At 66.0% G+C, this 20,983-nt stretch carries 22 protein-coding genes; 5 read left to right on the forward strand and 17 right to left on the reverse strand.

From position 1 onward, the window contains the following. Nucleotides 1-49: 49 nt before the first annotated feature. The 16 genes from ACXAD2_RS04590 to ACXAD2_RS04665 form a co-directional block, all read right to left on the reverse strand. A complete protein-coding gene (locus ACXAD2_RS04590) occupies nucleotides 50-706 on the reverse strand; it encodes an amino acid ABC transporter permease (RefSeq protein WP_475167461.1) in 657 nt (218 codons plus the stop codon). After that, nucleotides 703-1,365, reverse strand: a complete 663-nt coding sequence (locus ACXAD2_RS04595; RefSeq protein ID WP_475167463.1) for an amino acid ABC transporter permease — start codon at nucleotides 1,363-1,365, stop codon at nucleotides 703-705. The genes ACXAD2_RS04590 and ACXAD2_RS04595 overlap by 4 nt, the downstream gene beginning before the upstream one ends. Before the next feature lie 7 nt (nucleotides 1,366-1,372). Next, nucleotides 1,373-2,149 carry an amino acid ABC transporter ATP-binding protein gene (locus tag ACXAD2_RS04600; protein WP_475167466.1) on the reverse strand — a complete coding sequence of 259 codons (777 nt, stop codon included), beginning with the start codon at nucleotides 2,147-2,149 and terminating at the stop codon, nucleotides 1,373-1,375. Then, nucleotides 2,136-2,915 carry an AroM family protein gene (locus ACXAD2_RS04605; protein ID WP_475167469.1) on the reverse strand — a complete coding sequence of 260 codons (780 nt, stop codon included), beginning with the start codon at nucleotides 2,913-2,915 and terminating at the stop codon, nucleotides 2,136-2,138. Before ACXAD2_RS04605 ends, ACXAD2_RS04600 begins: the two co-directional genes overlap by 14 nt. A 79-nt stretch (nucleotides 2,916-2,994) precedes the next feature. Then, entirely contained in the window at nucleotides 2,995-3,807 is an 813-nt protein-coding gene (locus ACXAD2_RS04610) for a substrate-binding periplasmic protein (RefSeq protein WP_475167471.1), read from the reverse strand. Nucleotides 3,808-3,925: 118 nt separating this feature from the next. Then, a complete protein-coding gene (locus ACXAD2_RS04615; protein WP_475167474.1) occupies nucleotides 3,926-4,696 on the reverse strand; it encodes an SDR family oxidoreductase in 771 nt (256 codons plus the stop codon). Beyond that, a complete protein-coding gene (locus tag ACXAD2_RS04620; protein WP_475167480.1) occupies nucleotides 4,696-5,622 on the reverse strand; it encodes a dihydrodipicolinate synthase family protein in 927 nt (308 codons plus the stop codon). The genes ACXAD2_RS04615 and ACXAD2_RS04620 overlap by 1 nt, the downstream gene beginning before the upstream one ends. A gap of 62 nt (nucleotides 5,623-5,684) precedes the next feature. Further along, nucleotides 5,685-7,043, reverse strand: a complete 1,359-nt coding sequence (locus ACXAD2_RS04625; protein WP_475167483.1) for a dihydroorotase — start codon at nucleotides 7,041-7,043, stop codon at nucleotides 5,685-5,687. After that, nucleotides 7,043-7,705 (reverse strand): aspartate/glutamate racemase family protein, encoded by a 663-nt coding sequence (locus tag ACXAD2_RS04630; RefSeq protein ID WP_475167487.1) that lies wholly within the window; start codon nucleotides 7,703-7,705, stop codon nucleotides 7,043-7,045. Before ACXAD2_RS04630 ends, ACXAD2_RS04625 begins: the two co-directional genes overlap by 1 nt. A 620-nt stretch (nucleotides 7,706-8,325) precedes the next feature. Beyond that, the gene (locus tag ACXAD2_RS04635) at nucleotides 8,326-9,351 is read right to left on the reverse strand and encodes a YeiH family protein (RefSeq protein WP_475167490.1); all 1,026 of its coding nucleotides are present in this window, start codon (nucleotides 9,349-9,351) and stop codon (nucleotides 8,326-8,328) included. A 95-nt stretch (nucleotides 9,352-9,446) separates the two neighbouring features. Beyond that, nucleotides 9,447-10,505, reverse strand: a complete 1,059-nt coding sequence (locus ACXAD2_RS04640; protein WP_475167491.1) for a TRAP transporter substrate-binding protein — start codon at nucleotides 10,503-10,505, stop codon at nucleotides 9,447-9,449. Nucleotides 10,506-10,535: 30 nt separating this feature from the next. Beyond that, the gene (locus tag ACXAD2_RS04645; RefSeq protein WP_224901255.1) at nucleotides 10,536-11,825 is read right to left on the reverse strand and encodes a TRAP transporter large permease; all 1,290 of its coding nucleotides are present in this window, start codon (nucleotides 11,823-11,825) and stop codon (nucleotides 10,536-10,538) included. Between the two features lies 1 nt (nucleotide 11,826). Then, nucleotides 11,827-12,414: a TRAP transporter small permease gene (locus tag ACXAD2_RS04650; RefSeq protein ID WP_164182853.1), complete on the reverse strand. Its 588-nt coding sequence runs from the start codon at nucleotides 12,412-12,414 to the stop codon at nucleotides 11,827-11,829. Nucleotides 12,415-12,463: 49 nt separating this feature from the next. Continuing rightward, on the reverse strand, nucleotides 12,464-12,970 hold the full coding sequence (locus ACXAD2_RS04655) for a flavin reductase family protein (RefSeq protein WP_475167496.1): 507 nt from the start codon (nucleotides 12,968-12,970) through the stop codon (nucleotides 12,464-12,466). Further along, a complete protein-coding gene (locus ACXAD2_RS04660; RefSeq protein WP_475168193.1) occupies nucleotides 12,970-13,860 on the reverse strand; it encodes an aldo/keto reductase in 891 nt (296 codons plus the stop codon). The genes ACXAD2_RS04655 and ACXAD2_RS04660 overlap by 1 nt, the downstream gene beginning before the upstream one ends. A 38-nt stretch (nucleotides 13,861-13,898) precedes the next feature. Then, nucleotides 13,899-15,053 carry an LLM class flavin-dependent oxidoreductase gene (locus tag ACXAD2_RS04665; RefSeq protein ID WP_164182856.1) on the reverse strand — a complete coding sequence of 385 codons (1,155 nt, stop codon included), beginning with the start codon at nucleotides 15,051-15,053 and terminating at the stop codon, nucleotides 13,899-13,901. A gap of 112 nt (nucleotides 15,054-15,165) precedes the next feature. Between ACXAD2_RS04665 and ACXAD2_RS04670 the strand changes: the two genes are divergently transcribed. The 5 genes from ACXAD2_RS04670 to ACXAD2_RS04690 all read left to right on the forward strand — a co-directional run bounded on the left by ACXAD2_RS04670 (nucleotide 15,166) and on the right by ACXAD2_RS04690 (nucleotide 20,526). Further along, the gene (locus ACXAD2_RS04670; protein WP_066111593.1) at nucleotides 15,166-15,891 is read left to right on the forward strand and encodes a GntR family transcriptional regulator; all 726 of its coding nucleotides are present in this window, start codon (nucleotides 15,166-15,168) and stop codon (nucleotides 15,889-15,891) included. Nucleotides 15,892-15,909: 18 nt separating this feature from the next. Further along, nucleotides 15,910-17,052: a Gfo/Idh/MocA family protein gene (locus tag ACXAD2_RS04675; protein ID WP_475167500.1), complete on the forward strand. Its 1,143-nt coding sequence runs from the start codon at nucleotides 15,910-15,912 to the stop codon at nucleotides 17,050-17,052. Between the two features lie 170 nt (nucleotides 17,053-17,222). Next, nucleotides 17,223-17,681, forward strand: a complete 459-nt coding sequence (locus ACXAD2_RS04680; RefSeq protein ID WP_475167505.1) for a (2Fe-2S)-binding protein — start codon at nucleotides 17,223-17,225, stop codon at nucleotides 17,679-17,681. A 4-nt stretch (nucleotides 17,682-17,685) separates the two neighbouring features. Then, nucleotides 17,686-19,905 (forward strand): xanthine dehydrogenase family protein molybdopterin-binding subunit, encoded by a 2,220-nt coding sequence (locus tag ACXAD2_RS04685; protein WP_475167508.1) that lies wholly within the window; start codon nucleotides 17,686-17,688, stop codon nucleotides 19,903-19,905. 3 nt (nucleotides 19,906-19,908) lie between these two features. Further along, nucleotides 19,909-20,526, forward strand: a complete 618-nt coding sequence (locus ACXAD2_RS04690; RefSeq protein WP_475167510.1) for an Isoquinoline 1-oxidoreductase subunit — start codon at nucleotides 19,909-19,911, stop codon at nucleotides 20,524-20,526. Nucleotides 20,527-20,616: 90 nt separating this feature from the next. On the opposite strand, the gene ACXAD2_RS04695 is transcribed toward ACXAD2_RS04690, so the two are convergent. Next, entirely contained in the window at nucleotides 20,617-20,931 is a 315-nt protein-coding gene (locus ACXAD2_RS04695; protein WP_475167512.1) for a transposase, read from the reverse strand. Between the last annotated feature and the right edge of the window lie 52 nt (nucleotides 20,932-20,983).

The raw sequence follows: 20,983 nt of genomic DNA on the forward strand, positions 1-20,983 counted from the left end.
CGGCCCGCACCTTTTGGTGCGGGCCGGTTTCATTTGGCGCCTCCGCTGCTCAGCCCTGACCGGGCAACGACAGCCAGTTCTCGACGCGGTGCTGCAGCCAGATCAGCACGCCGTTGAGCATCAGATACGCCAGCCCGATCACGATGAGGATCTCGAAGGGCTGGTAGGTGCGGGAGATCAGCGCCATCCCGGCGCCGGTCAGTTCGGTGACCGCCACCATCCCGGCCAGCGAAGAGCCCTTCATCACCAGCGTCAGGTTCGAGGTCAGCGGCGGCATGATCGTCCGGATCGCCTGCGGCACGATCACCCGGCGCAGGATCATCGGGAAGGGCATGCCAAGCGCGCGGGCCGCCTCGTATTGCGTCGAGGGGACCGCGCGCAACCCCGCCCGGATGTACTCCATGTTGTAGCCGGTGGCCGAGAGCGTCAGCCCGGCAATCGCCGCCGGAACAGCCGCGAGGTAGATGCCGATCTGCGGCAGGCCAAAATAGGTCAGGAACAGCAGCGTCAGCGCCGGTGTCGCCCGCATCACCCAAGAGAAGACGGCAGCCACGATACGCAGGCCCCGGATCGGCCCGTCCCGCATCACCGCGAGGGGAAAGGCCAACACCACCGAGAGGATGATCGTCGCGCCTGCGACCCAAAGCGTGGTGGCGAAAGCCTCCAGCAACAGTCCGGCGTTGTCCGTCACGACACTCCAGTTCATGTCATGCCTCCATTGATCGGGCCATAGCGGCGGCGCATCAGCCCCGACAGCAGCAGTTCGGCGACCATCACCACGCTTGCCATCGCGGCATAGACCGCCCCGGCGAACAGGATCAGGGTCATCGGGTCGCTCGAGATCGCAAGGCTCTGGCGCGTGACCATCATCACCTCGCCGACGGAAACCGCAGAGGCCAGCGACAGCATCTTCACGTTGCCCGCCAGAAAGGTTGCCCAAGGGGTCACGGAGATCCGCGCAAGCTGCGGGATGATCACCCGGCGCAGCATCAGCATGCGCCCCATGCCAAGGCTGCGCGACGTCTCGATCAGCCGCGGATCAATGGCGGCGAGCCCTGCGCGAAAGATCTCTGCATGAAACGCGGTGCCGATCAGCACGAAGGCCAGAAAGGCCGAACCGATGGCGCCCAGATCGATCCCGATGCGCGGCAGCGCGAGAAAGCAAAAGAGCAGGACGACAAGCTCGGGCAGACCGCGGAAGATCCATGTATAGACCGAGAGCGCGCGGCGTCCGCGCGGGCCGTTGACGAACAGCGCCAGTGCCAGCCCCAGCAGGGTCGAGACGGTGGCGATGAGCGCAAACAGCCAGATTGTCAGCCAGATCGCCTGCAGAAAGCGGGGCATCTGTGTCGCAAGAACATCCATGCGCGCCTCAATCCGTCACGCTGCGCACAAAGGCCTGCAGCTCTGGTGTCGACGGATTGGCCAGCACGTCCTTGGGATCGCCGGCTTCGCAGACCCGGCCCTTGTGCATGAAGACCACCCGGTCGGCGACATTGCGCACGAAGCCCATCTCGTGGCTCACCGACACCATGGTCATTCCCTCGGAGGCGAGGTCGCGCATCACCGAGAGCACTTCGCCCTTCAGCTCGGGATCGAGCGCCGAGGTGACCTCGTCGAAGAGCAGCGCCTCGGGTCGCATGGCCAGCGCGCGGGCGATGGCCACGCGCTGCTGCTCGCCGCCCGACATCTGATGCGGATAGGCGCCAGCGCGATGCGACAGGCGCACCTTCTCCAGCAGCGCCTCGGCCTCGGCCCGCACCTCGTCGCGGGGCCGTTTCATCACCATCACCGGGGCTTCCATGACGTTTTGCAGCGCGGTCATATGCGGAAACAGGTTGAAGCTTTGAAAGACCATCGAGATTTGCGTGCGGTAGCCAAGCAGATCGCGCTCGCGCACGGGCATGCGCTTGCCGCCGTTTTGCACCCAGCCGACCTCGCGCCCCTGCCAGAGGATCCGCCCGTTATCGGGGCGGATCAGCAGGTTGAGGCAGCGCAGCAGGGTTGATTTCCCCGAGCCCGAGGCGCCGATGATGGCCAGCACCTCGCCGCGATTGACGGTGAAATCGACGCCGCGCAGCACGTGCTGTGCGCCCAGCGTCTTTTCCAGCCCCGCAACCTCGAGCAGCGGCCCGTCAGTGGCGGACATGAATACGCTCCGGCCACGCGGGCGAGGTCAGCATTCGGGCATTGAAGACGTTCAGCACATTGGGGGTGACCACCGGGCAGCCCAGACGGGCCGAGATGTCGGCAAGCAGATCCTCGGGGTCATGCGGGGCCAGACCGTCGCCGTAGCCCCAGATCAGCGCCAGATCGAACGGGCCCTCGGGCGCCAGTTGATCGAGGGCCTCGCCGGTGGCAATGCCGATGCCGAAGTGGCTTTCGACGGTTTCCATCCACGGCTGCGAGGACCATGTGGCGCGGTCCTGATCGATGTGCCACTCGGTCGGCAGCAGCAGCGCCAGCTTGAGCCCGCCGCGCGCTTCGGCTTGACGCCGTACGAGATCGAACATCAGCTGATAGGGCAGCAGCAGCGGCACCGGCGAGGACAGCGCGCCTTCGGGATACATTTCGGCGCAGCACATCAGGATGATCTCGGCGCCGTCGGCCACATGGGCGTCGATGGCCGCCTGGGCGCGTTCCAGATACCACTCCTGCGCCACGAAAATCTCTTCCCAGCCCGCACCCATGCGGCGATCGTCGGGCGTGGTGTTATGCACGTAGCAGCCGATCCCAAGCCCATCCTCGGGCGAGATTTCATGCTCGGCAATCTGGGCGCGGGTGAGCCCGTCGAGGCAGGCTTTTTCGGTCACTTCAACCTCGAGGCCCATGGCGATCAGGGCGTTGGTGTGGAAGCTGACGTATTCGTTGCGCGGGCTTTGGCCCGTGGTGATGATCCCGATCTTGGTGGGCATGAGAGAGAGTCCTTTGGTTTCTTGGCCCCGCCATTCATGGGCGGGACCGATTGTTCAGGATGCTTTTGTGGGGCGCCGCTCAGGACGGATCCGCAGGCATCTGGGTGAAATCGACGGGCTGGCCGAAGTATTCCTCGACCAAGGCGTTCAGCGTGCCGTCCTCGCGGTAGGTCGCGATCAGCTTGTCCAGCGCTTCCGCCAGTTCCGCGTCACCCGGGGCGACGGCAACGGATTGAGTTTTGGGCGAGCGCACTTCGGGAAGCACGGTGATCAGCTCGTCCTTGGCCGCAAGGTAGGACGGCCCGAGGTAGTCCATGCCGATCCAGTCGATGCGGTGGTTCTTCAGATCGAGCGACATTTCGGTCCAGCCCGGATACTCGCTGACTTTGCCAAGGCAGCCCTCGGGCAGCGAGGCTTCGATCAGGCCAAGCTCGGCGGATCCGCGGATCACACCCACGGTCTTGCCGCAGACATCGTCCCAGCCGCCGATCTCGTCATTCGCCGCCAGCTTGGTGACCGCCACGCCGTTGATGATGTAGGGCGAGAGCATGATCAGATCGTCCGACGCGAGGCGCTCGGCGGTGCGGGTCACCCCCGACGAGACAACATCGAAGCGGTCCGAGGCGAGGCCCGGCAGAAGACCGGCCCAGTCCAGCTGTTCGAACTCGACGTTGATGCCGAGGTCTTCCGCCAGCTTGGTCATCACCGCCACGTCGAAGCCGCCAAGCTCGCCATCATCGCCGATCATCGAGAACGGCGGGGCCGAGCCGGTGGTCCCGACAACGATGGTGTCGGTCTTGAGAAGTTCATCTTTGAAATCGGCAGCGGCGGGGCCAGCCAAAAGGGCTCCTGCTGCCAAAACCGCCATCGCGGCCATAGCACGTTCGGTCATCCAGACCTCCTTGGTTCAAGTGTTGGAAAAGTCGGGTCTTTCCGGAGCCGGTCTTTGTGCCGATCCTTCCGGGGCGAGACCGGGCCTGCGCGGCCCGTCCCTGTCGTTCAAAGCCGCGTCAGAGATGCCGCAGCATGCCGCCATCGACCCGGATCATCGATCCGGTTACGAAAGAGGCCCGTGTGGACGCGAGGAACGCCGCGACCGCACCAAATTCTTCGGGCTTGCCGTAACGCCCGGCGGGGATCGTCGCGCGCGAGCTTGCCTGCACGTCCTCGACGCTCTTGCCGGTGCGCTTCGACGCGGCCTCGTCAAGCTGCGCGACGCGGTCCGTCGGGATGCGCCCGGGCAGGATCATGTTGACCGTGATGCCATCGGCGGCGACCTCCGCCGCGAGCGTCTTGGACCAGCCCGCCAGCGCCCCGCGCACGCCGTTCGACAGCGCGAGATTGGGAATCGGGGCTTCAACCCCGGACGAGCCGATGGTGATGATCCGTCCGAAGCCGCGCGCGCTCATGCCCGGCAGCAGCGCCGAGGTGAGTTTCATGATCGGACCGGCCATCGCCGCCCATGCCTCTTCCCAGGCCTCGGGCGTTTGCGCCTTGGCCGGGCCGGGCTTGGGGCCGCCGGAGTTGTTCACCAGAATGTCGATGCCCTGCGCGGCCATCTGCGCGGCAAGCTCCGAGACGCTGCCAGCATCGGTCATGTCGAGCGCGACCGGCGTCACCAGATCGCCGAACTCCGCGGCCCAGTCCCTGATCGCATCAAGGTCGCGCGCGGCGGCGAAGACTTTCACACCCTCGCGGGCCAGTTCCTGTGCGCAGGCGGCGCCAAGGCCGCGGCTGGCACCAAGTACGAGGGCGGTTTTTCCCTGCAGTCCGAAATCCATCAGCCAAGCTCCTTCAGTCGGCGTTCCTGTCTGCTGATCAGATAGTCGACCTCTGCTGCGGCAGCCGCGGTCAACCCCGAGCCCGGCGCGCGCAGGGCGGGCGAGGCAATCGCGCCGCGCTGCGCCAGAACGTGCTTGCGAACGGCAAGCCCGAGGCCGGGCTGAGACTCGTAGCGGATCAGCGGCAGATAGGCGTCAAAGAGGTCATGCGCCCGATCTTTCTGCCCCGCCTTCATCAGCTGGGCGATCTGCACCATCATCTCGGGGTAGCCGAAGCCGGTCATCGCACCATCCGCGCCGCGCGCCATTTCCTCGGCCAGAAAGCCGCCGCCATTGCCGCAGAGGATCGAGATACGGCGCTGTCCTGCCGCCTCGGCCTGCCGGATCTTGCTGATCTTCTGCAGCCCTGGCCAATCCTCATGCTTGAGCATCTTGATCGAGGGAAAATCGTTGATGATCCGCGCCAGAACCTCGTCACTGATCGCCACTTTGGTGGCCAGCGGGAAATCCTGAAGCACCACCGGAACCTCCGGCCCCAAGACCTTCACGACCTGCCCGTAATACGCATGGATCTGCGTGTCGGTCTGCAGGCTGCCCGGCGGCGCGACCATGACGCCAGCGGCCCCCATGTCCATCGCGGCCATGCTCAGTTCGCGCAGCGCGGCGAGACCCGGAGCAGACACACCCACCACCACCGGACGGTCCCCGGCCCGGGCGATGACCCGGCGCGAGATCTCCAGCGCCTCGGCCTGCGTCATCTTCGGCGCCTCGCCCATCATGCCAAGAATGGTCAGCCCGTCGGCCCCAGCCTCGAAATAGAAATCCGTCACCCGATCGAGGCTCTGCCAGTCGATCGCCCCTTGCTCGTCAAAAGGCGTTACGGAAATCACGAAGACCCCAGAGGTGTTCTCGTCGATCAAACCCATATCTCGTCTCAACTTTCTACTCTCATCCCCTGCCCCGCGGCGCGGCGGCCGGGCGTGTCGTTTCAGGCAAACCAGCCCGCCGTGGCGCGTTTCACCAGTCGCCCCGAGCCCGGTGCATTCAGCACCTCGCTGCCGTCCCAGACCGGCGCGCCGCGCAGATAGGTCGCCGCGACGCGGGCGCCGAAGGTTTCGCCGTGGAAGGGGCTCCAGTTCAGACCGTCGTGCGCGCGGGTCTCGTCCCAGGTGAAGGCACCTTCCTCGAGCACCGCCAGATCGGCCTCGCGCCCGATCTCGATGGCGCCCTTGCGGCCGTCGATCCCGAAGAAGCGGGCCGGATGCTCCGACAGCATCCGCGCGCACATCTGCGCAGGGTCGTGGCCGCGGTCACGCGCCAGCGTGAAGAAGGCGGGCAGCAGCGTTTCCATGCCGGGCACCCCCGCCCCCGCATCGAAGATCGAGTCGGTGTATTTGTTGTCGATCGGCCAGCTGGAATGATCGGACGAAACGAAGGCCACATGCCCCGCTTCGAGCGAGGTCCAGATCCCGTCGATCGCGCCGGGGCGGATCGGCGGGTTCACCTTCATCCGCGCGCCCAGCCGTTCGCCGTCGCGTGCCGCGTCGAACCACAGGTAATGGACGCAAAGCTCGCCGGTTGCCCGCATGCCCGAAGCGGCGAACATCGCAGTGATGTCAAAACTTTCCCGCGCGGTCTGGTGGACCGGATGCGCATGTGCGCCAGCCGCCTGCGCCAAAGCAAAGAACTGTGCCGTCGCCGCCATCTCGGCCGCCAGCGGGCGCGAGGTGGAATGCGCCTCGATCCCCTCGACCCCTGCGGCACGTGCGCGCGCCATGCGGGCATGCACGATCTCCTGATCCTCGTTGTGCAGCCCAAGCGGCAGATCGGTGGCCGAAAGCTGTTCAAAGAGGTCGAGCGTCAGATCCTCGGCGATGCGCGGAAAACGTGTGGGGCTGCTTTCAAACGACGAGATCTTGAAGGCCACCACCCCGGCGTCGATCAGCGCCTGCAGTTGCGCGGTGCCGGTCTCGCGGGTGGCGGTGCCGTAGAGCGCCATATCCGCATGGGCATGCTGCGCCACGGCCTCGGCCTTTGCCGCAAAACGGTCGGGGCGGTCCAGCGGCAGCGGATTGTCATAGGGCATGTCGACCAGCGTCGTCACCCCGCCCGCAACCGCCGAGGCGGTGGTCGGCGTGATACCGGGCAGGCCCATGTAGCTGGTTGCATGGGTCTGGCCATCGACCACGCCGGGAAGGATCAGTGCGTCGCCATGATCGTCGGTCTGCGCCGCGGCGGGCGCAACGCCCTGCCCCATCGCGGTGATCCGCCCGTCCTCAATGCCGAGCCAACCCTTGTCGAGCCGCCCCTGCGGAGTGACGAGGCAGCCTTTTACAACTCGGTCCATCACGAGCCCTTTCTAGTATAGTCCAGATCCAGCGCCGAGATGGCGTTGGCGACGGCGGCCTGCACCGGGTCGATCACCACATGCCCCAGCACCGCCTGAAGCGCCGGGCGGTGCCCGCCCATGCCGGCGCAGCCCAGAATGAGCACGTCGGCACCGTCCTTATCGATCAGATCTTGGCCGGTGCGGGTCACCGCGGCGCGCGCCGCATCGACGTCATTGGCCTCGGCCACGGTCATGTCGACGGAACGGTCGCCCGCAAGCCGTGTGCTGAGCCCAAGCCCCTCTATCCGGGCGAGATGCCGGGTGATCGAAGATGGCCCGAGCGACACGACGCCGAACCGCGCCCCGTGCAGCAGCGCGGCGCAATAGGCAAACTCGGCGATCCCGAAGATCGGCTTTCCGCTCGCCTTGCGCGCCTGCTCGACCCCCGGATCCGAAAAGCAGGCGATGACATAGGCATCCGCCTCGGTGCGGCGCACATAGTCCACGACCAGCGGCGCAACGTCGGCGACATGCTGGTCGGTCTCAATCCCTTCAGGGCCCTCGTCCAGCGTGTCGCAGATGATCGCGTGGCGCGTCGTGGCAATGAGCGGCGCAAGGCAGTCCTGCATGGAGGCCGTCACCTTGCGGGAGCTGTTGGGGTTGAGGACAGCAATCTGCATTTCAGTTCTCTCGGTTTGGTCGGCTGCAGGAGGTGCGAACGGTCACTGGAGGGCTCGAAGCGGACGGGTCATGCGCGGAGGAGCTGTGAAGAGGGAGCGCGCCCAAGCGCCTGTGATGATGCGACGATCTCGGGCGGGCGCGCTCTGCTCTCGAGCCAGAAGAGCCTGTCGTCGGTCTTGTCCATACATGAGAAAGCGAATCATCCACCGTTACGTTCTATTGAGATGTTTCTAGATATATCACGCAGTATCAATAGAGACATATCGAGAGAGCGGCGTGGGACTGATTTCCCCTGCCGACTGCTGGATTTCTGTGCATTTCTGAGGTGGCGGTCCGTCGCGAGGCCGAAAATCGGGATCAGGCGCAATCCCCTAGCCTCACGCTACGGCGAGCACAGCGGCTCTCCTTGAGGACCAGCTAAAGCGCCGGCAGAGCATCGCGACCTCAGGCACAGCAGCCCGAGGAAGCCTGACACATCCTTCTACCAAAGGGCGTTGAGCGCGGGACGCATGCACTGCGGCGCCGGGAAATATCCCCGGCCGCAGCTCGCGTGGCGCGCGTGCCATGCAGCCTTGCGCCGACATCATCAACGGTTGGCCGAGGGACGGGCTGCCCGCTTTTAGACCAGCCCGGTCAACAGCGGGATCAGCACCAGCGCGGCCAGCACGGCTGTCTGCACCGCCAGCATCGCGATGGCCGTGCCGCCGACGTCGGCGAGCTTGGCCAGCGAGGTCTTCATGCCCACGGCGGCCACTGCGGTGACCAGCAGCGCGCGGGACAGGGTCGAGGCGGGTTCGATCACCACCTCAGGCACGAGATGGAAGGAATTGAGCGCGGCCAGCACGAGGAACGCCGCGACAAAGCCCGGCAGCAGCGGCGGGCGGGCCGCCGCAGTGGGCGCGTGGCGGCGCATGGCGAGCGCGCCGATCAGCACCACCGGGGCGAGCATGGTCACCCGGATCAGCTTGACCACCGTGGCGATGTCGCCGGTTTCGTCCGAGACCGAGTAGCCCGCGCCGACAACCTGCGCCACGTCGTGGATAGTGCCGCCGAGGAACAACCCCGTCAGATGCTGGTCGAGCCCCATCGCCTCGGCAAAGATCGGATAGACGATCATCGCCAGCGTCGAAAAGGCGGTGACCGAGATCACGGTGAACGACAAATCCCGCTCGGCGGTGTCGCGCTGCGGCAGGATCGACGAGATCGCCATCGCCGCCGAGGCACCGCAGATCGCCACGGACCCGCCGGTCAGAAAGCCAAAGGCGCGGTCCTTGCCCACAAGGCGGGAGACAAGGATCGAGCCAAGGATCACCACCGCGATGCAAAGCGCGATGATCAGCACGAAGCCCCAGCCGATCTGCCGCACCATATCGAGCGAGACCCGCAACCCAAGCAGCGCCACGCCGATGCGCAGCAGCCCTTTGGCCGCGAAGGTGATGCCGGGGCCGGTGTTCTCGTGCTCTGAGAGGAAATGGAAAGGAATGCCCAGCAGGATCGCCATCAACATCACCGGCGCGCCGTAGTGGTTCGACAGGAACTGCGCCGCCATCGCCAGAACGATCGCCAGCGCCGTGCCCGGCGCGAGGATCTTGGCGCGGGCAACGATGCGGCGGGGGTCCGAAAGGGTGGCGGTAAGGGCGCTCATGTCCTGTCCTCGGTGTCTTTTGATATCGTATTGGGCAGGGCCCGAAGGCCCGCGCCGGGGCGGGCGCACCCTTAAAAAGGCGCGCCCACAAGGCGTTATTGAATGTCGCTGGCGCGCTCGGCGTCAAGCTCTTCGGTCGCGGCCTGCACCGCACCCTGCATGGCGCTGAAAATCTCCTCGCCGCCCTCGACGTTGGCGGTGAACCACTCATAGACCGGCTGCGCGGCGTCAGCGAAGGCCTGCTTCTCTTCGGGCGTCGGCACGTAGAGATCGCCGCCCCCCTCGACAAACTCCTGATAGGCCGGGATCGACTTGCGCTTGGGCGAGGCAAAGGTCGCCTGCTGCAGCTGATAGAACCCGTCGACCACCACCCGGCGCATGTCTTCGGGCAGCGCGAGGAAGGTCTCGTTCGACATCCACCACAGCGCGCCCATATAGGCGTGACCATCAAGCGTGACGTATTTCAGTCCGGCCTCGGGGAATTTCATCGACATGATGTCGGTGATGCCGTTCTTCGTGCCCTCGACCACGCCCGTCTGCAGCGAGGTGAACAGCTCGGGCCACGGGATCGGCGTTGGGGCGGCCCCAAGCGCGCGCACCAGTTCCTGCGGCAGATCGGCGACCACGGTGCGGATCTTCATGCCCTTGAGGTCCGCCGGTGTCTGCACCCGCTGCTTGGTGTTGGCGAAGTTGCGCCAGCCACCAGTGTTGCCGATGGTCATCAGGCGGATCATCCCGCCGGAGTCCTCCAGCGCCATCGACCGCATGGTGCGGGTGAACTCCCCCGAAAGCACCCGCTCGGCCACGCGGTCATCCTGCATCACATAGGGCAGGTCCAGCACCTGCACGTAGGGGAACAGCCCCGCCGCGCCGCCGGAGGTCGAGATATAGACGTCGATCGAGCCGTCGGCCACGCCCTGCAGGCATTCCGCGCCGTTCGAGCAAAGCTGCGTGCCCATGTAAATCTCGACGCCGATGGCCCCGTTCGAGGCGCTCTCGACGTAGGATTTGAAGACCTGCAGGCCGTCGTAATCCTCATCGTTCTCGTTGGAGTTGGCGACGGCGCGGATCGTGTAGTCCTGCGCCAGTGCCGGGACGGCAAGCGCCGCCGTCATCAGCAGCGTCGCCGCCAGCGTTTTGGTCTTCCCGAGCATGTTATCCTCCCTGATAGCTCTGGATTTTTCTTAGTTCGCGAACCCGGTCAGTCGCGGGATCGTCATGGAAATCGCGGGGAAATAGGTGATCAGAAAGATCACCGCGATCTCGACCGCGAGGAATGGCAGGATGGCGCGGGCGATGGTCGTCACCCGCTCGCCCGAGACGGCGGAGGCCACGAAGAGCACCAGCCCCATGGGCGGCGTCGCCAGCCCCACCGTCAGGTTCACGCACATGATGATCGCGAAATGCACCGAGTCGACGCCCATGCCGGTGAACACCGGGCCAAGGATCGGCCCCAAGATGATGATCGCCGGGCCTGCGTCGAGGAACATCCCCACCGCGAACAGCAGCAGGTTGATCAGGAACAGCAGCAGCAGCGGGTTCTCGGTCAGCGTCAGAATGAAATCGGCCATCTGCTGCGGCGCGTGCGACAGCGACACCACCGTCTTGAACGCCATGGCCGCGCCCACCAGCAACAGCACCACCGCCGAGGTCAGACCGGCCCGGCCCAGCACGTCGGGCAGTTCGGCAAAGCGCAGGGTCTTCAGCACGAAAAGGCTGATGAAGAGCGCGTAGAACACCGCCACCGCCGCCGCCTCGGTCGGGGTGAAGACGCCCGCAAGGATGCCGCCCAAGATGATCACCGGGGTCAGCAGCGGGAAGAAGGCCTTGAGGCTCGCCTCTCCCCGTTCGCCCCAGCTGTATTTACGGGACGCCACGGGGAAGTCGTAGCGGTTGGCCATCACCTTGATCAGCAGCATCAGCCCGACGCCCACCAACACGCCCGGCACCAGCCCGGCAAGGAACAGCGCCGCGACGCTCTCGCCCATGACATAGGCGTAGATGATCATGATCCCCGAGGGCGGAATGATCGGCCCGATGACCGAGCTCGCGGCGGTGATCGCGGCGGCGAAGCGGCGGGTGTAGCCCTGTTTCTCCATCGCCGGGATCAGCATCGAGCCAAGCGCCGAAGTGTCGGCCACCGCCGAGCCCGACAGCCCGGCAAAGAGCATCGACGACATCACGTTCACATGCGCCAGACCGCCGCGCAGATGCCCCATGAAGGCTTGGCTGAATTCCACGAGGCGATGCGTGATGCCGCCGCGGTTCATGATCTCTCCCGCCAGCATGAAGAAGGGGATCGCCATCAGTGGGAAGCTGTCCATGCCGTTGTAGAGATTGCGGTAGAGCAGCGTCAGATCGCGCTCCTGCCCGTTCAGAAACAGCAGGATGCCGGGCGCGGCCAGCAGGCCAAAGAACACCGGCAGGCCGATCATCAGGAACACGAGAAAGAGCGGAAGGAACCAGATCAGCATGTCATTCGGCCCCTTGCGTGTTGGCCTGCGGGATCGTGGGCAGGTCGCGGACCGAGCAAAGCTCGGCAAGGTTGCGCAGGATCAGCTCGATATTGACCAGCACCAGCAGCCCCATGCCGACGAGGATCGAGGCCATCATCCAGCTGCGCGGCACCCGGTGCCATTCGCTGAAATCAAGCGCCGTGGGAATGTAGAGCGAGGCCGAAGCAAAGCGCCCGCCGAGGCCCGTGACCTCTTTCCAGCCGATCTGCAGCGCGAAGACGAGCACCATTAGGCTGATCGCCAGAAGCACGAGGTTGAGCAGGCTGGCCGCCCGGCGCGGCAGCAGCGAAGGCAGGATGTCGATGGCGACAAAGCCACCCCGGCGGAAGGCGGTCGGGGCCATCAGCCCGGTCATCCACAGCATGCAAAAGCGCGCGGCCTCGTCCGGCCACGGCAGCGCATTGCCCAGCACATAGCGGCAGAACACCTGCACGAGGGTCACCGCCACCATGACCGCGATGGCCACGACGCCGATGCCGCGACCGACCTTCAGCAGGCGGTCGTTGATCCATGACAGCGGCCGGATCAGCCCGTCGAGTAACGTCATTCTCTCCTCCCCGTCACGCCGCGCCCTCCTCCAAGGCGGCGGCCTGCCGTCAGTTGATGTCGACCCGCGCGACCCGCCCGCCGAAGAAGGCCAGCGGATCGCCCTGTTGCGTGGCGGCGTGCAGAACCTCGCCCACGACGATCGCGTGATCCCCCGCCGCGTGCACCGCGTGCCGGCGGCAGTCGAACCGCGCGAGGCAATGCTCCAGCACCGGCACGCCATTTGCATTGCAGCCCAGATCCACGCCCTTCAGCGCCGCGCCATCCTTCGCCACACGCCACGCCAAATCCTGCTGGTCGGCGGCAAGCACGTGGATCGCGTAATGCTCGGCCCCGGCAAAGAGCCCATAGCGGCTGGAACTGCGCGCGGGCGACCAGAGCACCAGCGGCGGATCCATCGAGACCGACGAGAAACTGTTGGCGGTGATCGCGGCGCAGCCGTCGGGCCCGCAGGTGGTGACAATGGTCACCCCGGTGGCGAAGAGCCCGAAGGCATCGCGCAGCGCCCGCCCGTTGCCCGGGTCGGGCACAAAGCTATGGGGCTGCGCGATCTGCATCACGCCACCTCGCGGCCCAGTGCCGCCTCGTAGAGCTGGAACCATTGCACCCGGCTCAGCGCGACCTTGCGGGCGTCCGAGATCTTGGCGATGCGCTCCAGAGAGTTCGTGCCCAGCACCGGCAGGATGGTCGCCGGGTGGCGCAGCAGGAATGCCACGGCGATGGCGGCGCGGTCGACGCCGAACTCGTCAGCCATCGCATCCATGCGGCGGGTCAAAGGGCTGTCACCGGTCATCAGGCTGCCGCCACCCAGCGGCGACCATGCCATCACCGGATCCTTGCGGCGCTGGTGGAAGGCCAGATCGCCATCGGTGAAGGGCTGGACACGCGCCAGCGAGATCTCGATCTGGTTGGTGACCAGCTTGGTGTCCATCGCGCTTTGCAGCAGCTCGACGTCCCAGGGCCGGAAGTTCGACACGCCGGCGGCACGGATCTTGCCCGCCTTGACCAGCCCGTCGAGCGCCGCGCCGGTCTCTTCGTGGTCCATCAGCGGATCGGGACGGTGGATCAGCAGCAAGTCGATGTAATCGGTGCCGAGATCGCGCAGCGAGCTCTCGACCGACGCTTCGATGTGCGCCTTAGAGGTGTCGTAATGCTTGCAGGCCACATCCGCGTATTTGCCGCAGGGCGCGACGATATCGCATTTGGTGACCAGTTCGACCTTCTGGCGCAGCGCGGGGTCGGCCTTGAACGCCTGCCCCAGCACCGCCTCGGCGGTGTAATCGCCGTAAATGTCGGCCTGATCGAGCGTGGTGATCCCCTGCGCAAGGCAGGCGTCGATCTTGGCGCGGACGTGGCCCGCAGAAGTGTCGGCGTCATCGCCGATGCGCCACATGCCGTAGACCAGCCGCGAGAAGCTGAGCCCCTCGGCCATGGTCACGCGGTCCATGTCTGCGCTTTGGGGGGTGAAATCGCTCAGAGTATCCATCAGCGGCGGTCTCCTGCGCCAAGCGGCGTCTTCGGAAGGGTTTGCGGAACCCGGCCCCAGGCCTGGTTGAGCTGGCATGTATTGAGTTGCGGCAGCACGCGCGACCCGAAATGCTCGGCCTCTTCGATGTGCGGATAACCCGAGAGCACGAAGGCACGGATGCCCATCTTCTGCAGTTCCTCGAGCTTACTCAGCACCTGATCGGTCGAGCCGACGATGGCCGCGCCGCAGCCCGAGCGCGCGCGCCCCACCCCGGTCCAGAGGTTGGGCTCGATATAGCCCTCAAGGTCGGCCAGCTCGCGGTTGCGCGCCTGATGGCTGACGCCGAGGCTGCCCGAGTCCAGCGCCCGCTCGCGGATCGCCTGCCCCAGCTCGTCGTCGAGCTTGCTGGCGATGTAGCGGGCATATTCCTTGGCCTCCGCCTCGGTGTCGCGCACGATGACATGGCTGCGGAAGCCGTAGTCCAGCGTGCGGCCATACTGCTCGGCGGCGGCGTTGGCGGCCTTCATCCGGGCGGCGATGTCCTCGGTCTTTTCCGGCCACATCAGGTAGACGTCGCAATGCTGGCCGCAGAGGTCGAGCGCGGCGGGGGAGTAGCCGCCGAAATAAAGCATCGGCCCGCCCTTCTGGTAAGGCTTGGCGGGATCGGTGGTGAGGCCGGTGAAATTATAGACCTCGCCCTCGTAGTTGATTTCGTCGCGGTTCCACGCCTGCTTGAGGATCTCGACCACCTCGCGCGAGCGCTGGTAGCGGAACTGGCTTTCGGCCTTCTCGCCAGGGAAGTCGGACGAGATGATGTTCACCGTCAGCCGCCCCTGCAGCATGTGATCGAGCGTCGCGATGGTGCGCGCCAGCATAATCGGCTGCATCTCGCCGCAGCGCACGGCGGCCAGCAGGTTGATGCTCTCGGTGATCGGCGCGCAGCCCGCGACAAAGCTCAGCGTGTCCTGCCCGACCTGATAGGACGAGGGGCACAGGATATTGCCGAAGCCCTGCGCCTCGGCGGTTTTCACGATGTCCGAGCAATGGTCCCACGACGAACGCAGATCGCCGTCTGGCACGCCGAGGAACTGGTAGTCATCCGAGCAGAGCGCCGAGAACCAGGCCACCTCGACCGCGTCGAGATCGGCGGATGTAACGGGTACGACCGTCATGTTTTCCTCCCTGAAAACCTCCGAACTTTCCCTTTCACTACCCGCGTCTTTGATGTAGATCAATGGTGTATCAATTTTTTCATTCGCAGCATCCGCAGGGGGAGGCGGAAACATGCAGGAAAAAAACAGGAATTCGGCTCACAGGCCCGATGCGCTGCCGATCTACATGCAGATCAGCGAGCTGGTGATCCGCGATATCGCCGCTGGCCGGCTGGTCGACGGGCAGAAACTGCCGCCAGAGCGTGAGTTCGCCAAAGCCCATGGCACCACCGTGCGCACCCTGCGCAAGGCACTGCTGGAGCTCGAGAAAAAGGGACTGCTCGAGCGCCGTCAGGGCTCTGGCAACTACGTCCGCGCGGGTGGCGAGGTCGAATCGGTCTACTCGATGTTCCGGCTCGAACTGGCCGAGGGCGGCGGCGGCCTGCCCACCGCCGATATCCTCGCGGCCGACTATGTTCCCAAGGATCCGCAGCAGCCCGCCTATGGCACCTCGGACCACGGCACCCGCTTTCGCCGCCTTCGCTACCTCGACGATGTCGTCATCGCGGTCGAGGAGATTTGGCTCGACGGCGGCGCGGGACGGGTGCCGCGCGAAATGGTGCAGGATTCGCTCTACCTGACCTACAAGCGCGCCCTGCAGCTTTGGATCACCCGCGCCGAAGACCGCGTGGGCATCGGGCAGGTGCCGGACTGGGCGCCCGAAGCATTTCCGCTCAAGCCCGGCACCACCACCGCCTATATCGAGCGCCTGTCTTGGGCGCAGGGCAGCGAGGCGGTCGAGTTCTCACGCACTTGGTACGACACCCAAAAGGCGCTCTACGTCCAGCGCCTCATCTGAAGGGAGGAGGATTTCCCTATGACGACCCAGACCCTCGCGCGCAGCGAGACACGGACCATCACCTACGGCATCATCGGCTGCGGCATGATGGGGCAAGAGCATCTGCGCAATATCGCGCTGCTCGAGAACACTGCCGTCGGCGCGATCTTCGAGCCCGACGCCGAGATGCGCGCCCATGCGCGGCAGTTCGCCCCGAACGCGCGGTTCGTGGACAGCATCGAGGCGCTGCTGGACGCGGCCGAGATCGACTGCCTGCTGATCGCCAGCCCCAACTTCCGCCATGTGGAGCAGCTGCAGCAGATCGCAGGCAAACGCCCGCTGCCGGTGCTGGTGGAAAAGCCGCTGTTCACTGACCCAGAGCATGCCGCCGCCATCGACGCCTTTGCCGAGAGCTACCCCGCGCCGGTCTGGGTGGCGATGGAATACCGCTACATGCCGCCCGTCGCCAAGCTGCTGGAAGAGGCCGAGGCGGCCACCGGCGGCGTGAAGATGCTGACCATCCGCGAGCACCGCTTCCCCTTCCTCGAGAAGGTCGGCGACTGGAACCGTTTCAACCGCTACACCGGCGGCACCTTCGTCGAGAAGTGCTGCCACTTCTTCGATCTCATGCGGCTGACGCTGAAGTCCGATCCGGTGCGGGTGATGGCGATGGGCGGTCAGGCGGCCAACCATCTTGAAGAGACCTACGCCGGCGAGACCCCCGACATTTTCGACCATGGCTATGTGATGGTCGAATTCGAGAGCGGCGTGCGCGCCATGCTGGAGCTGTGCATGTTCGCCGAGGGCTCGCGCTTTCAGGAAGAGATCTCGGCGGTCGGCCCCAAGGGCAAGATCGAGGCGCTGGTGCCGGGGCCGGGCCGCTTCTGGCCGTCGCATCTGGGCGCGGCGCCGGTGCCGCAGGTCATCGTCTCGCCGCGTGAGCCCAAGGGGCCCGAGGTGCGCGAGATCCCCGTCGATCCGACGATCCTCGAAGCCGGGGACCACAACGGCTCGACCTTCTACCAGCATCGCGGGTTCCTTGAGTTGGTGCGCGGCGAGCGCAGCGCGCCCGAGGTCTCGTTGCAGGATGGCAAATGGGCGGTGCTGATGGGCCTCGCGGCGCAGCGCTCGATGACCGAGGGCCGCGCGGTGGATCTCAGCGAGCTGACCGGCGCGGCCTAAGCCACGGCGAGCACGGAACTTTCGGCGGGGGCCTTCTTATGGGCCCCTGCCCCACGCATCAGACAAGGCTGCAATCACGGCCTTCGGGCGTGGACGCGGCACCCGTCAGCGCTACCTCCCCTCCACAAACCAAGCGCCAAGCTACGCATGCGCAGCCAGGGAGGAGAGCCATGGTTTCGTTCGAACTCAACGGAAAAGATGTGTCCGTCGATGTGCCCGAGGAGACGCCGCTCCTCTGGGTGCTGCGCGACGAGTTGCAGATGACGGGCACCAAATTCGGCTGCGGCATCGCCCAATGCGGCGCCTGCACCGTGATGATGAATGGCATGACCCGCCGGGCCTGCGTGACGCCGGTCTCGATTGTCGACGGCGCCTCGGTCACCACGATCGAAGGCATCGACGGACCTGAGGCGGAGGCGGTGCAGGCCGCATGGGAGGGCCTCGACGTGCCGCAATGCGGCTGGTGCCAGTCGGGACAGGTGATGAGCGCCACCGCGCTGCTGCGCGAAGTGCCCAAGCCCAGCGACGAGGACATCGACAACGCCATGGCGGGCAACATCTGCCGCTGCGCCACCTATGTCCGCATCCGCAAGGCGATCCACGACGCCGCCGACAAGCTGGAGGGCTGAGACGATGACACAGACCTTCGAAAGACTGGCCTTCGCAAAACCGGCCCCCGCAAAACCCGCCCTGTCCCGCCGTGGCTTTCTTGCCTCATCGGCGGGGCTGGTGATCGGCATGACGCTGCCGCTGGCCGCCCGCGCCCAGTCCGGCGCTGCAGCTGCGCTGAAATCCGGCGCGACGGGTGACGCCACCTTCGCCCCCAACGCCTTTGTCCGCGTCGCGCCTGACGATACGATCACCGTGATCATCAAGCACATCGAGTTCGGCCAAGGCCCGTTCACCGGCCTCGCCACGCTGGTGGCCGAGGAGATGGACGCCGACTGGAGCCAGATGCGCGCCGAGAACGCGCCCGCCAACAACGAACTCTACAAGAACCTCGCCTTCGGCATGCAAGGCACAGGCGGGTCGACCGCTATGGCCAATTCCTACATGCAGATGCGCAAGGCCGGGGCCGCCGCCCGCGCCATGCTGGTCGCCGCCGCCGCCGAGGAATGGGGCGTGCCGGAGGGTGAGATCACCGTCGCCAAGGGCCAGATCATACATAGCTCGGGCAAGTCCTCGGGCTTCGGCGCGCTGGCCGAGAAAGCCGCCGGGATGACCCCGCCGGAGGATCCGCCGGTAAAATCGCCGGATCAGTTCGTGCTGATCGGCACCGACCTGCCCAAGCTCGACACCAAAGCCAAGTCCACCGGCACCGCGACGTTCACCATGGATGTCTACCGCGAAGGGATGCAGACCGTCGTCGTGGCGCATCCGCCCAAACTTGGCGCCACCGTCGGCTCGTTTGACGACAGCGCCGCGCTCGAGGTGCCGGGCGTCGAGGCCGTGCGGCAGATCCCGCAGGGCGTCGCGGTCTATGCCCGTTCGACCCATGCCGCGCTGAAGGGCCGCGAAGCGCTGAGCATCGAATGGGACGAGAGCGAGGCCGAGACGCGCTCCTCCGCCGAGATCTTCGAGGCCTTCTCGAAGGCCGCCTCGGAGGGCGGCAAGGACGCGGAAATGCTGGGCGATGGCGCGTCAGGTATCGAGGGCGCGGCGCAGGTGATCGAGGCCGAGTTCCGCTTCCCCTATCTCGCCCATGCCCCGATGGAGCCGCTCGACGGTGTCATCGAACTGCGGGAAGACGGGGCCGAGGTCTGGATGGGCTCGCAGTTCCCGGCGCTCGACAAGCCGACGATCGTGCAGACGCTTGGGCTGCAGCCCGAGGCCCTGCGCCTCAACGTGATGTTCGCCGGGGGCAGCTTTGGCCGCCGCGCGCAGGACACCGCGCATTTTGCGGGCGAACTGGCCGAGGTCGCCAAGGCGGCGGGCGGCCCCGGCGCTTTCAAGCTGGTCTGGACCCGCGAGGACGATCTGCACGGCGGCTACTATCGCCCGCTCACTGTCCACAAGATGCGCGCCGGTCTCGACGCCGACGGCAAGCTCACCGGCTGGGAAGACGTGGTGGTCAACCAGTCGATCATGGCGGGCGGGCCGATGGCGCAAATGATGCAGAACGGGATGGACCCCACCTCCTACGAAGGCTCGACCAAGATGCCCTATGACCTCGGCAACCTGCGCGTCGGCTGGGCCCAGCAGGAAAGCCCGGTCACCGTGCTCTGGTGGCGCTCGGTTGGGCACACACACACTGGCTATGCCACCGAGGTGTTTCTCGACATGGTGCTCGAAGCGCAGGGCAAGGACCCGGTGCAGGGTCGGCTCGATCTCATTCGCGAGGATGCGGGCCGGGATCGCGGCGTGCTCGAGAAAGTCGCCGAGATGGCGGGCTGGGACGGCAGCAAGGTCAAGGGCGACAAGGCCTATGGCGTCGCCGTGCACGAAAGCTTCCAGACCTATGTGGCGCAGATTGCCGAGGTTTCGGACGCGGGCGGACACCCGCGCGTGCACCGGGTCTGGTGCGCCGTCGATTGCGGCGTCGCGGTGAACCCCAACGTGATCCGCGCGCAGATGGAGGGCGGCATCGGCTACGGTCTTGGCACCGTGCTGTTCGATGAGATCACCCTCGGCGAGGGCGGCGCGGTGCAGCAGGCCAACTTCGACAGCTACCGCATGCTGCGCATCCACGAGATGCCCGAGGTGATGGTCGAGATCATTGCCTCGGACGCCGACCCCACGGGCGTCGGCGAGCCGGGGGTGCCGCCCATCGGGCCCGCCGTCGCCAACGCTTGGCGCGCGCTGACCGGCAAAGCGGTCACCGACCTGCCCTTCCTCAAGACCATGGAGGCCTGAGCCATGCGCAAGACGATCCTGATGGCGGCGCTGCTCGGCGCCGCACCCGCCCTCTTTGCCCTGCCCACCCTTGCCGAGACGGTGAAAGGGCTGCGCACCGTGGATGAATTCGACGGCATCGCAGACGAGACCGAGCGCTCGGTCGCGCTCTTCACCGAGATGATGGCGGTGATCGAGCACCCGCGCTGCCTCAACTGTCACCCGGTCGGCGACAGCCCGCGGCAGGGGATGGACATGCATCCGCATGAGCCGCCGGTGGTCCGAGGAGACGCGGATTTCGGCGCGCCCGGCATGCGCTGCAACACCTGCCACGGCGAGGAGAATTTTGCCTTCACCACCGGCGAGGGGTCGATCCCCGGCCATTCGCCGTGGCAGCTCGCCCCGATCGAGATGGGCTGGGTCGGCAAGAGCGCCGCAGAAATTTGCGCGCAACTCAAGGACCCAGAGCGCAACGGCGGGCGCAGCATGGAAGACCTGCACGAGCACAATGCCACCGACGGGCTCGTTGGCTGGGGCTGGGATCCGGGCAAGGGTCGCGAGCCCGCCCCCGGCACGCAGGAGATCTTTGGCCAGCTGACAAAAGCGTGGATCGAAACCGGCTCGGCCTGCCCCGAGGGGTGAGAGCCCTCACCCAAGGCAAAACGGCGGGCCAACCCACCGGCCCGCCGTTTTATTTGGCAATCGGAGAAAGTTGCCTAGCAACTGTATCCGTCATGCGCCTTGAAGGCCCCATGGTTCACGGGCTTTGCATAGAGCGTTGGGGATATTGACGAGCTTTCGTGCGACCGTAGTGATGTTGACCTGGTGCGGTTTTCCGGCGTCGCGCAGTCGCTGCGCGAAGGCTTTCAGGGTGGGGTTATGATTTGCTGCGGCGAGGGCGATCTGGAACAGGACATGCCGCAGGGCGCGCCGCCCTCCGGCGAGGGTTCGTTTGCCCCGCAACGCACCGCTGTCGTGCGCTTCATGTACCGCGCACAAGCAGGGCTTCGATTTGGGTTGCGGTGACGCCTTGGGTTTGAGCGGCACTCAGCGCACTGACCGGCCTCCTGATCCCGTGTTCAAGCGTCAGGCAACCGAC

The organism is Salipiger sp. ABN3_019 (assembly GCF_056158605.1).

What these genes read in the sequence shown, in the direction of transcription:
- ACXAD2_RS04685 (WP_475167508.1), top strand. Translation starts at nt 17,686, where the DNA reads ATGACACAGACCTTCGAAAGACTGGCCTTCGCAAAACCGGCCCCCGCA.
- ACXAD2_RS04645 (WP_224901255.1), bottom strand. Translation starts at nt 11,825, where the DNA reads ATGCTGATCTGGTTCCTTCCGCTCTTTCTCGTGTTCCTGATGATCGGC.
- ACXAD2_RS04675 (WP_475167500.1), top strand. Translation starts at nt 15,910, where the DNA reads ATGACGACCCAGACCCTCGCGCGCAGCGAGACACGGACCATCACCTAC.
- ACXAD2_RS04655 (WP_475167496.1), bottom strand. Translation starts at nt 12,970, where the DNA reads ATGCAGATCGCGCAGCCCCATAGCTTTGTGCCCGACCCGGGCAACGGG.
- ACXAD2_RS04595 (WP_475167463.1), bottom strand. Translation starts at nt 1,365, where the DNA reads ATGGATGTTCTTGCGACACAGATGCCCCGCTTTCTGCAGGCGATCTGG.
- ACXAD2_RS04620 (WP_475167480.1), bottom strand. Translation starts at nt 5,622, where the DNA reads ATGGGTTTGATCGACGAGAACACCTCTGGGGTCTTCGTGATTTCCGTA.
- ACXAD2_RS04630 (WP_475167487.1), bottom strand. Translation starts at nt 7,705, where the DNA reads ATGCAGATTGCTGTCCTCAACCCCAACAGCTCCCGCAAGGTGACGGCC.
- ACXAD2_RS04640 (WP_475167491.1), bottom strand. Translation starts at nt 10,505, where the DNA reads ATGCTCGGGAAGACCAAAACGCTGGCGGCGACGCTGCTGATGACGGCG.
- ACXAD2_RS04605 (WP_475167469.1), bottom strand. Translation starts at nt 2,915, where the DNA reads ATGCCCACCAAGATCGGGATCATCACCACGGGCCAAAGCCCGCGCAAC.
- ACXAD2_RS04660 (WP_475168193.1), bottom strand. Translation starts at nt 13,860, where the DNA reads ATGGACCGCGTGACCATGGCCGAGGGGCTCAGCTTCTCGCGGCTGGTC.
- ACXAD2_RS04600 (WP_475167466.1), bottom strand. Translation starts at nt 2,149, where the DNA reads ATGTCCGCCACTGACGGGCCGCTGCTCGAGGTTGCGGGGCTGGAAAAG.
- ACXAD2_RS04650 (WP_164182853.1), bottom strand. Translation starts at nt 12,414, where the DNA reads ATGACGTTACTCGACGGGCTGATCCGGCCGCTGTCATGGATCAACGAC.
- ACXAD2_RS04625 (WP_475167483.1), bottom strand. Translation starts at nt 7,043, where the DNA reads ATGGACCGAGTTGTAAAAGGCTGCCTCGTCACTCCGCAGGGGCGGCTC.
- ACXAD2_RS04615 (WP_475167474.1), bottom strand. Translation starts at nt 4,696, where the DNA reads ATGGATTTCGGACTGCAGGGAAAAACCGCCCTCGTACTTGGTGCCAGC.
- ACXAD2_RS04610 (WP_475167471.1), bottom strand. Translation starts at nt 3,807, where the DNA reads ATGACCGAACGTGCTATGGCCGCGATGGCGGTTTTGGCAGCAGGAGCC.
- ACXAD2_RS04680 (WP_475167505.1), top strand. Translation starts at nt 17,223, where the DNA reads ATGGTTTCGTTCGAACTCAACGGAAAAGATGTGTCCGTCGATGTGCCC.
- ACXAD2_RS04690 (WP_475167510.1), top strand. Translation starts at nt 19,909, where the DNA reads ATGCGCAAGACGATCCTGATGGCGGCGCTGCTCGGCGCCGCACCCGCC.
- ACXAD2_RS04665 (WP_164182856.1), bottom strand. Translation starts at nt 15,053, where the DNA reads ATGACGGTCGTACCCGTTACATCCGCCGATCTCGACGCGGTCGAGGTG.
- ACXAD2_RS04590 (WP_475167461.1), bottom strand. Translation starts at nt 706, where the DNA reads ATGAACTGGAGTGTCGTGACGGACAACGCCGGACTGTTGCTGGAGGCT.
- ACXAD2_RS04670 (WP_066111593.1), top strand. Translation starts at nt 15,166, where the DNA reads ATGCAGGAAAAAAACAGGAATTCGGCTCACAGGCCCGATGCGCTGCCG.
- ACXAD2_RS04635 (WP_475167490.1), bottom strand. Translation starts at nt 9,351, where the DNA reads ATGAGCGCCCTTACCGCCACCCTTTCGGACCCCCGCCGCATCGTTGCC.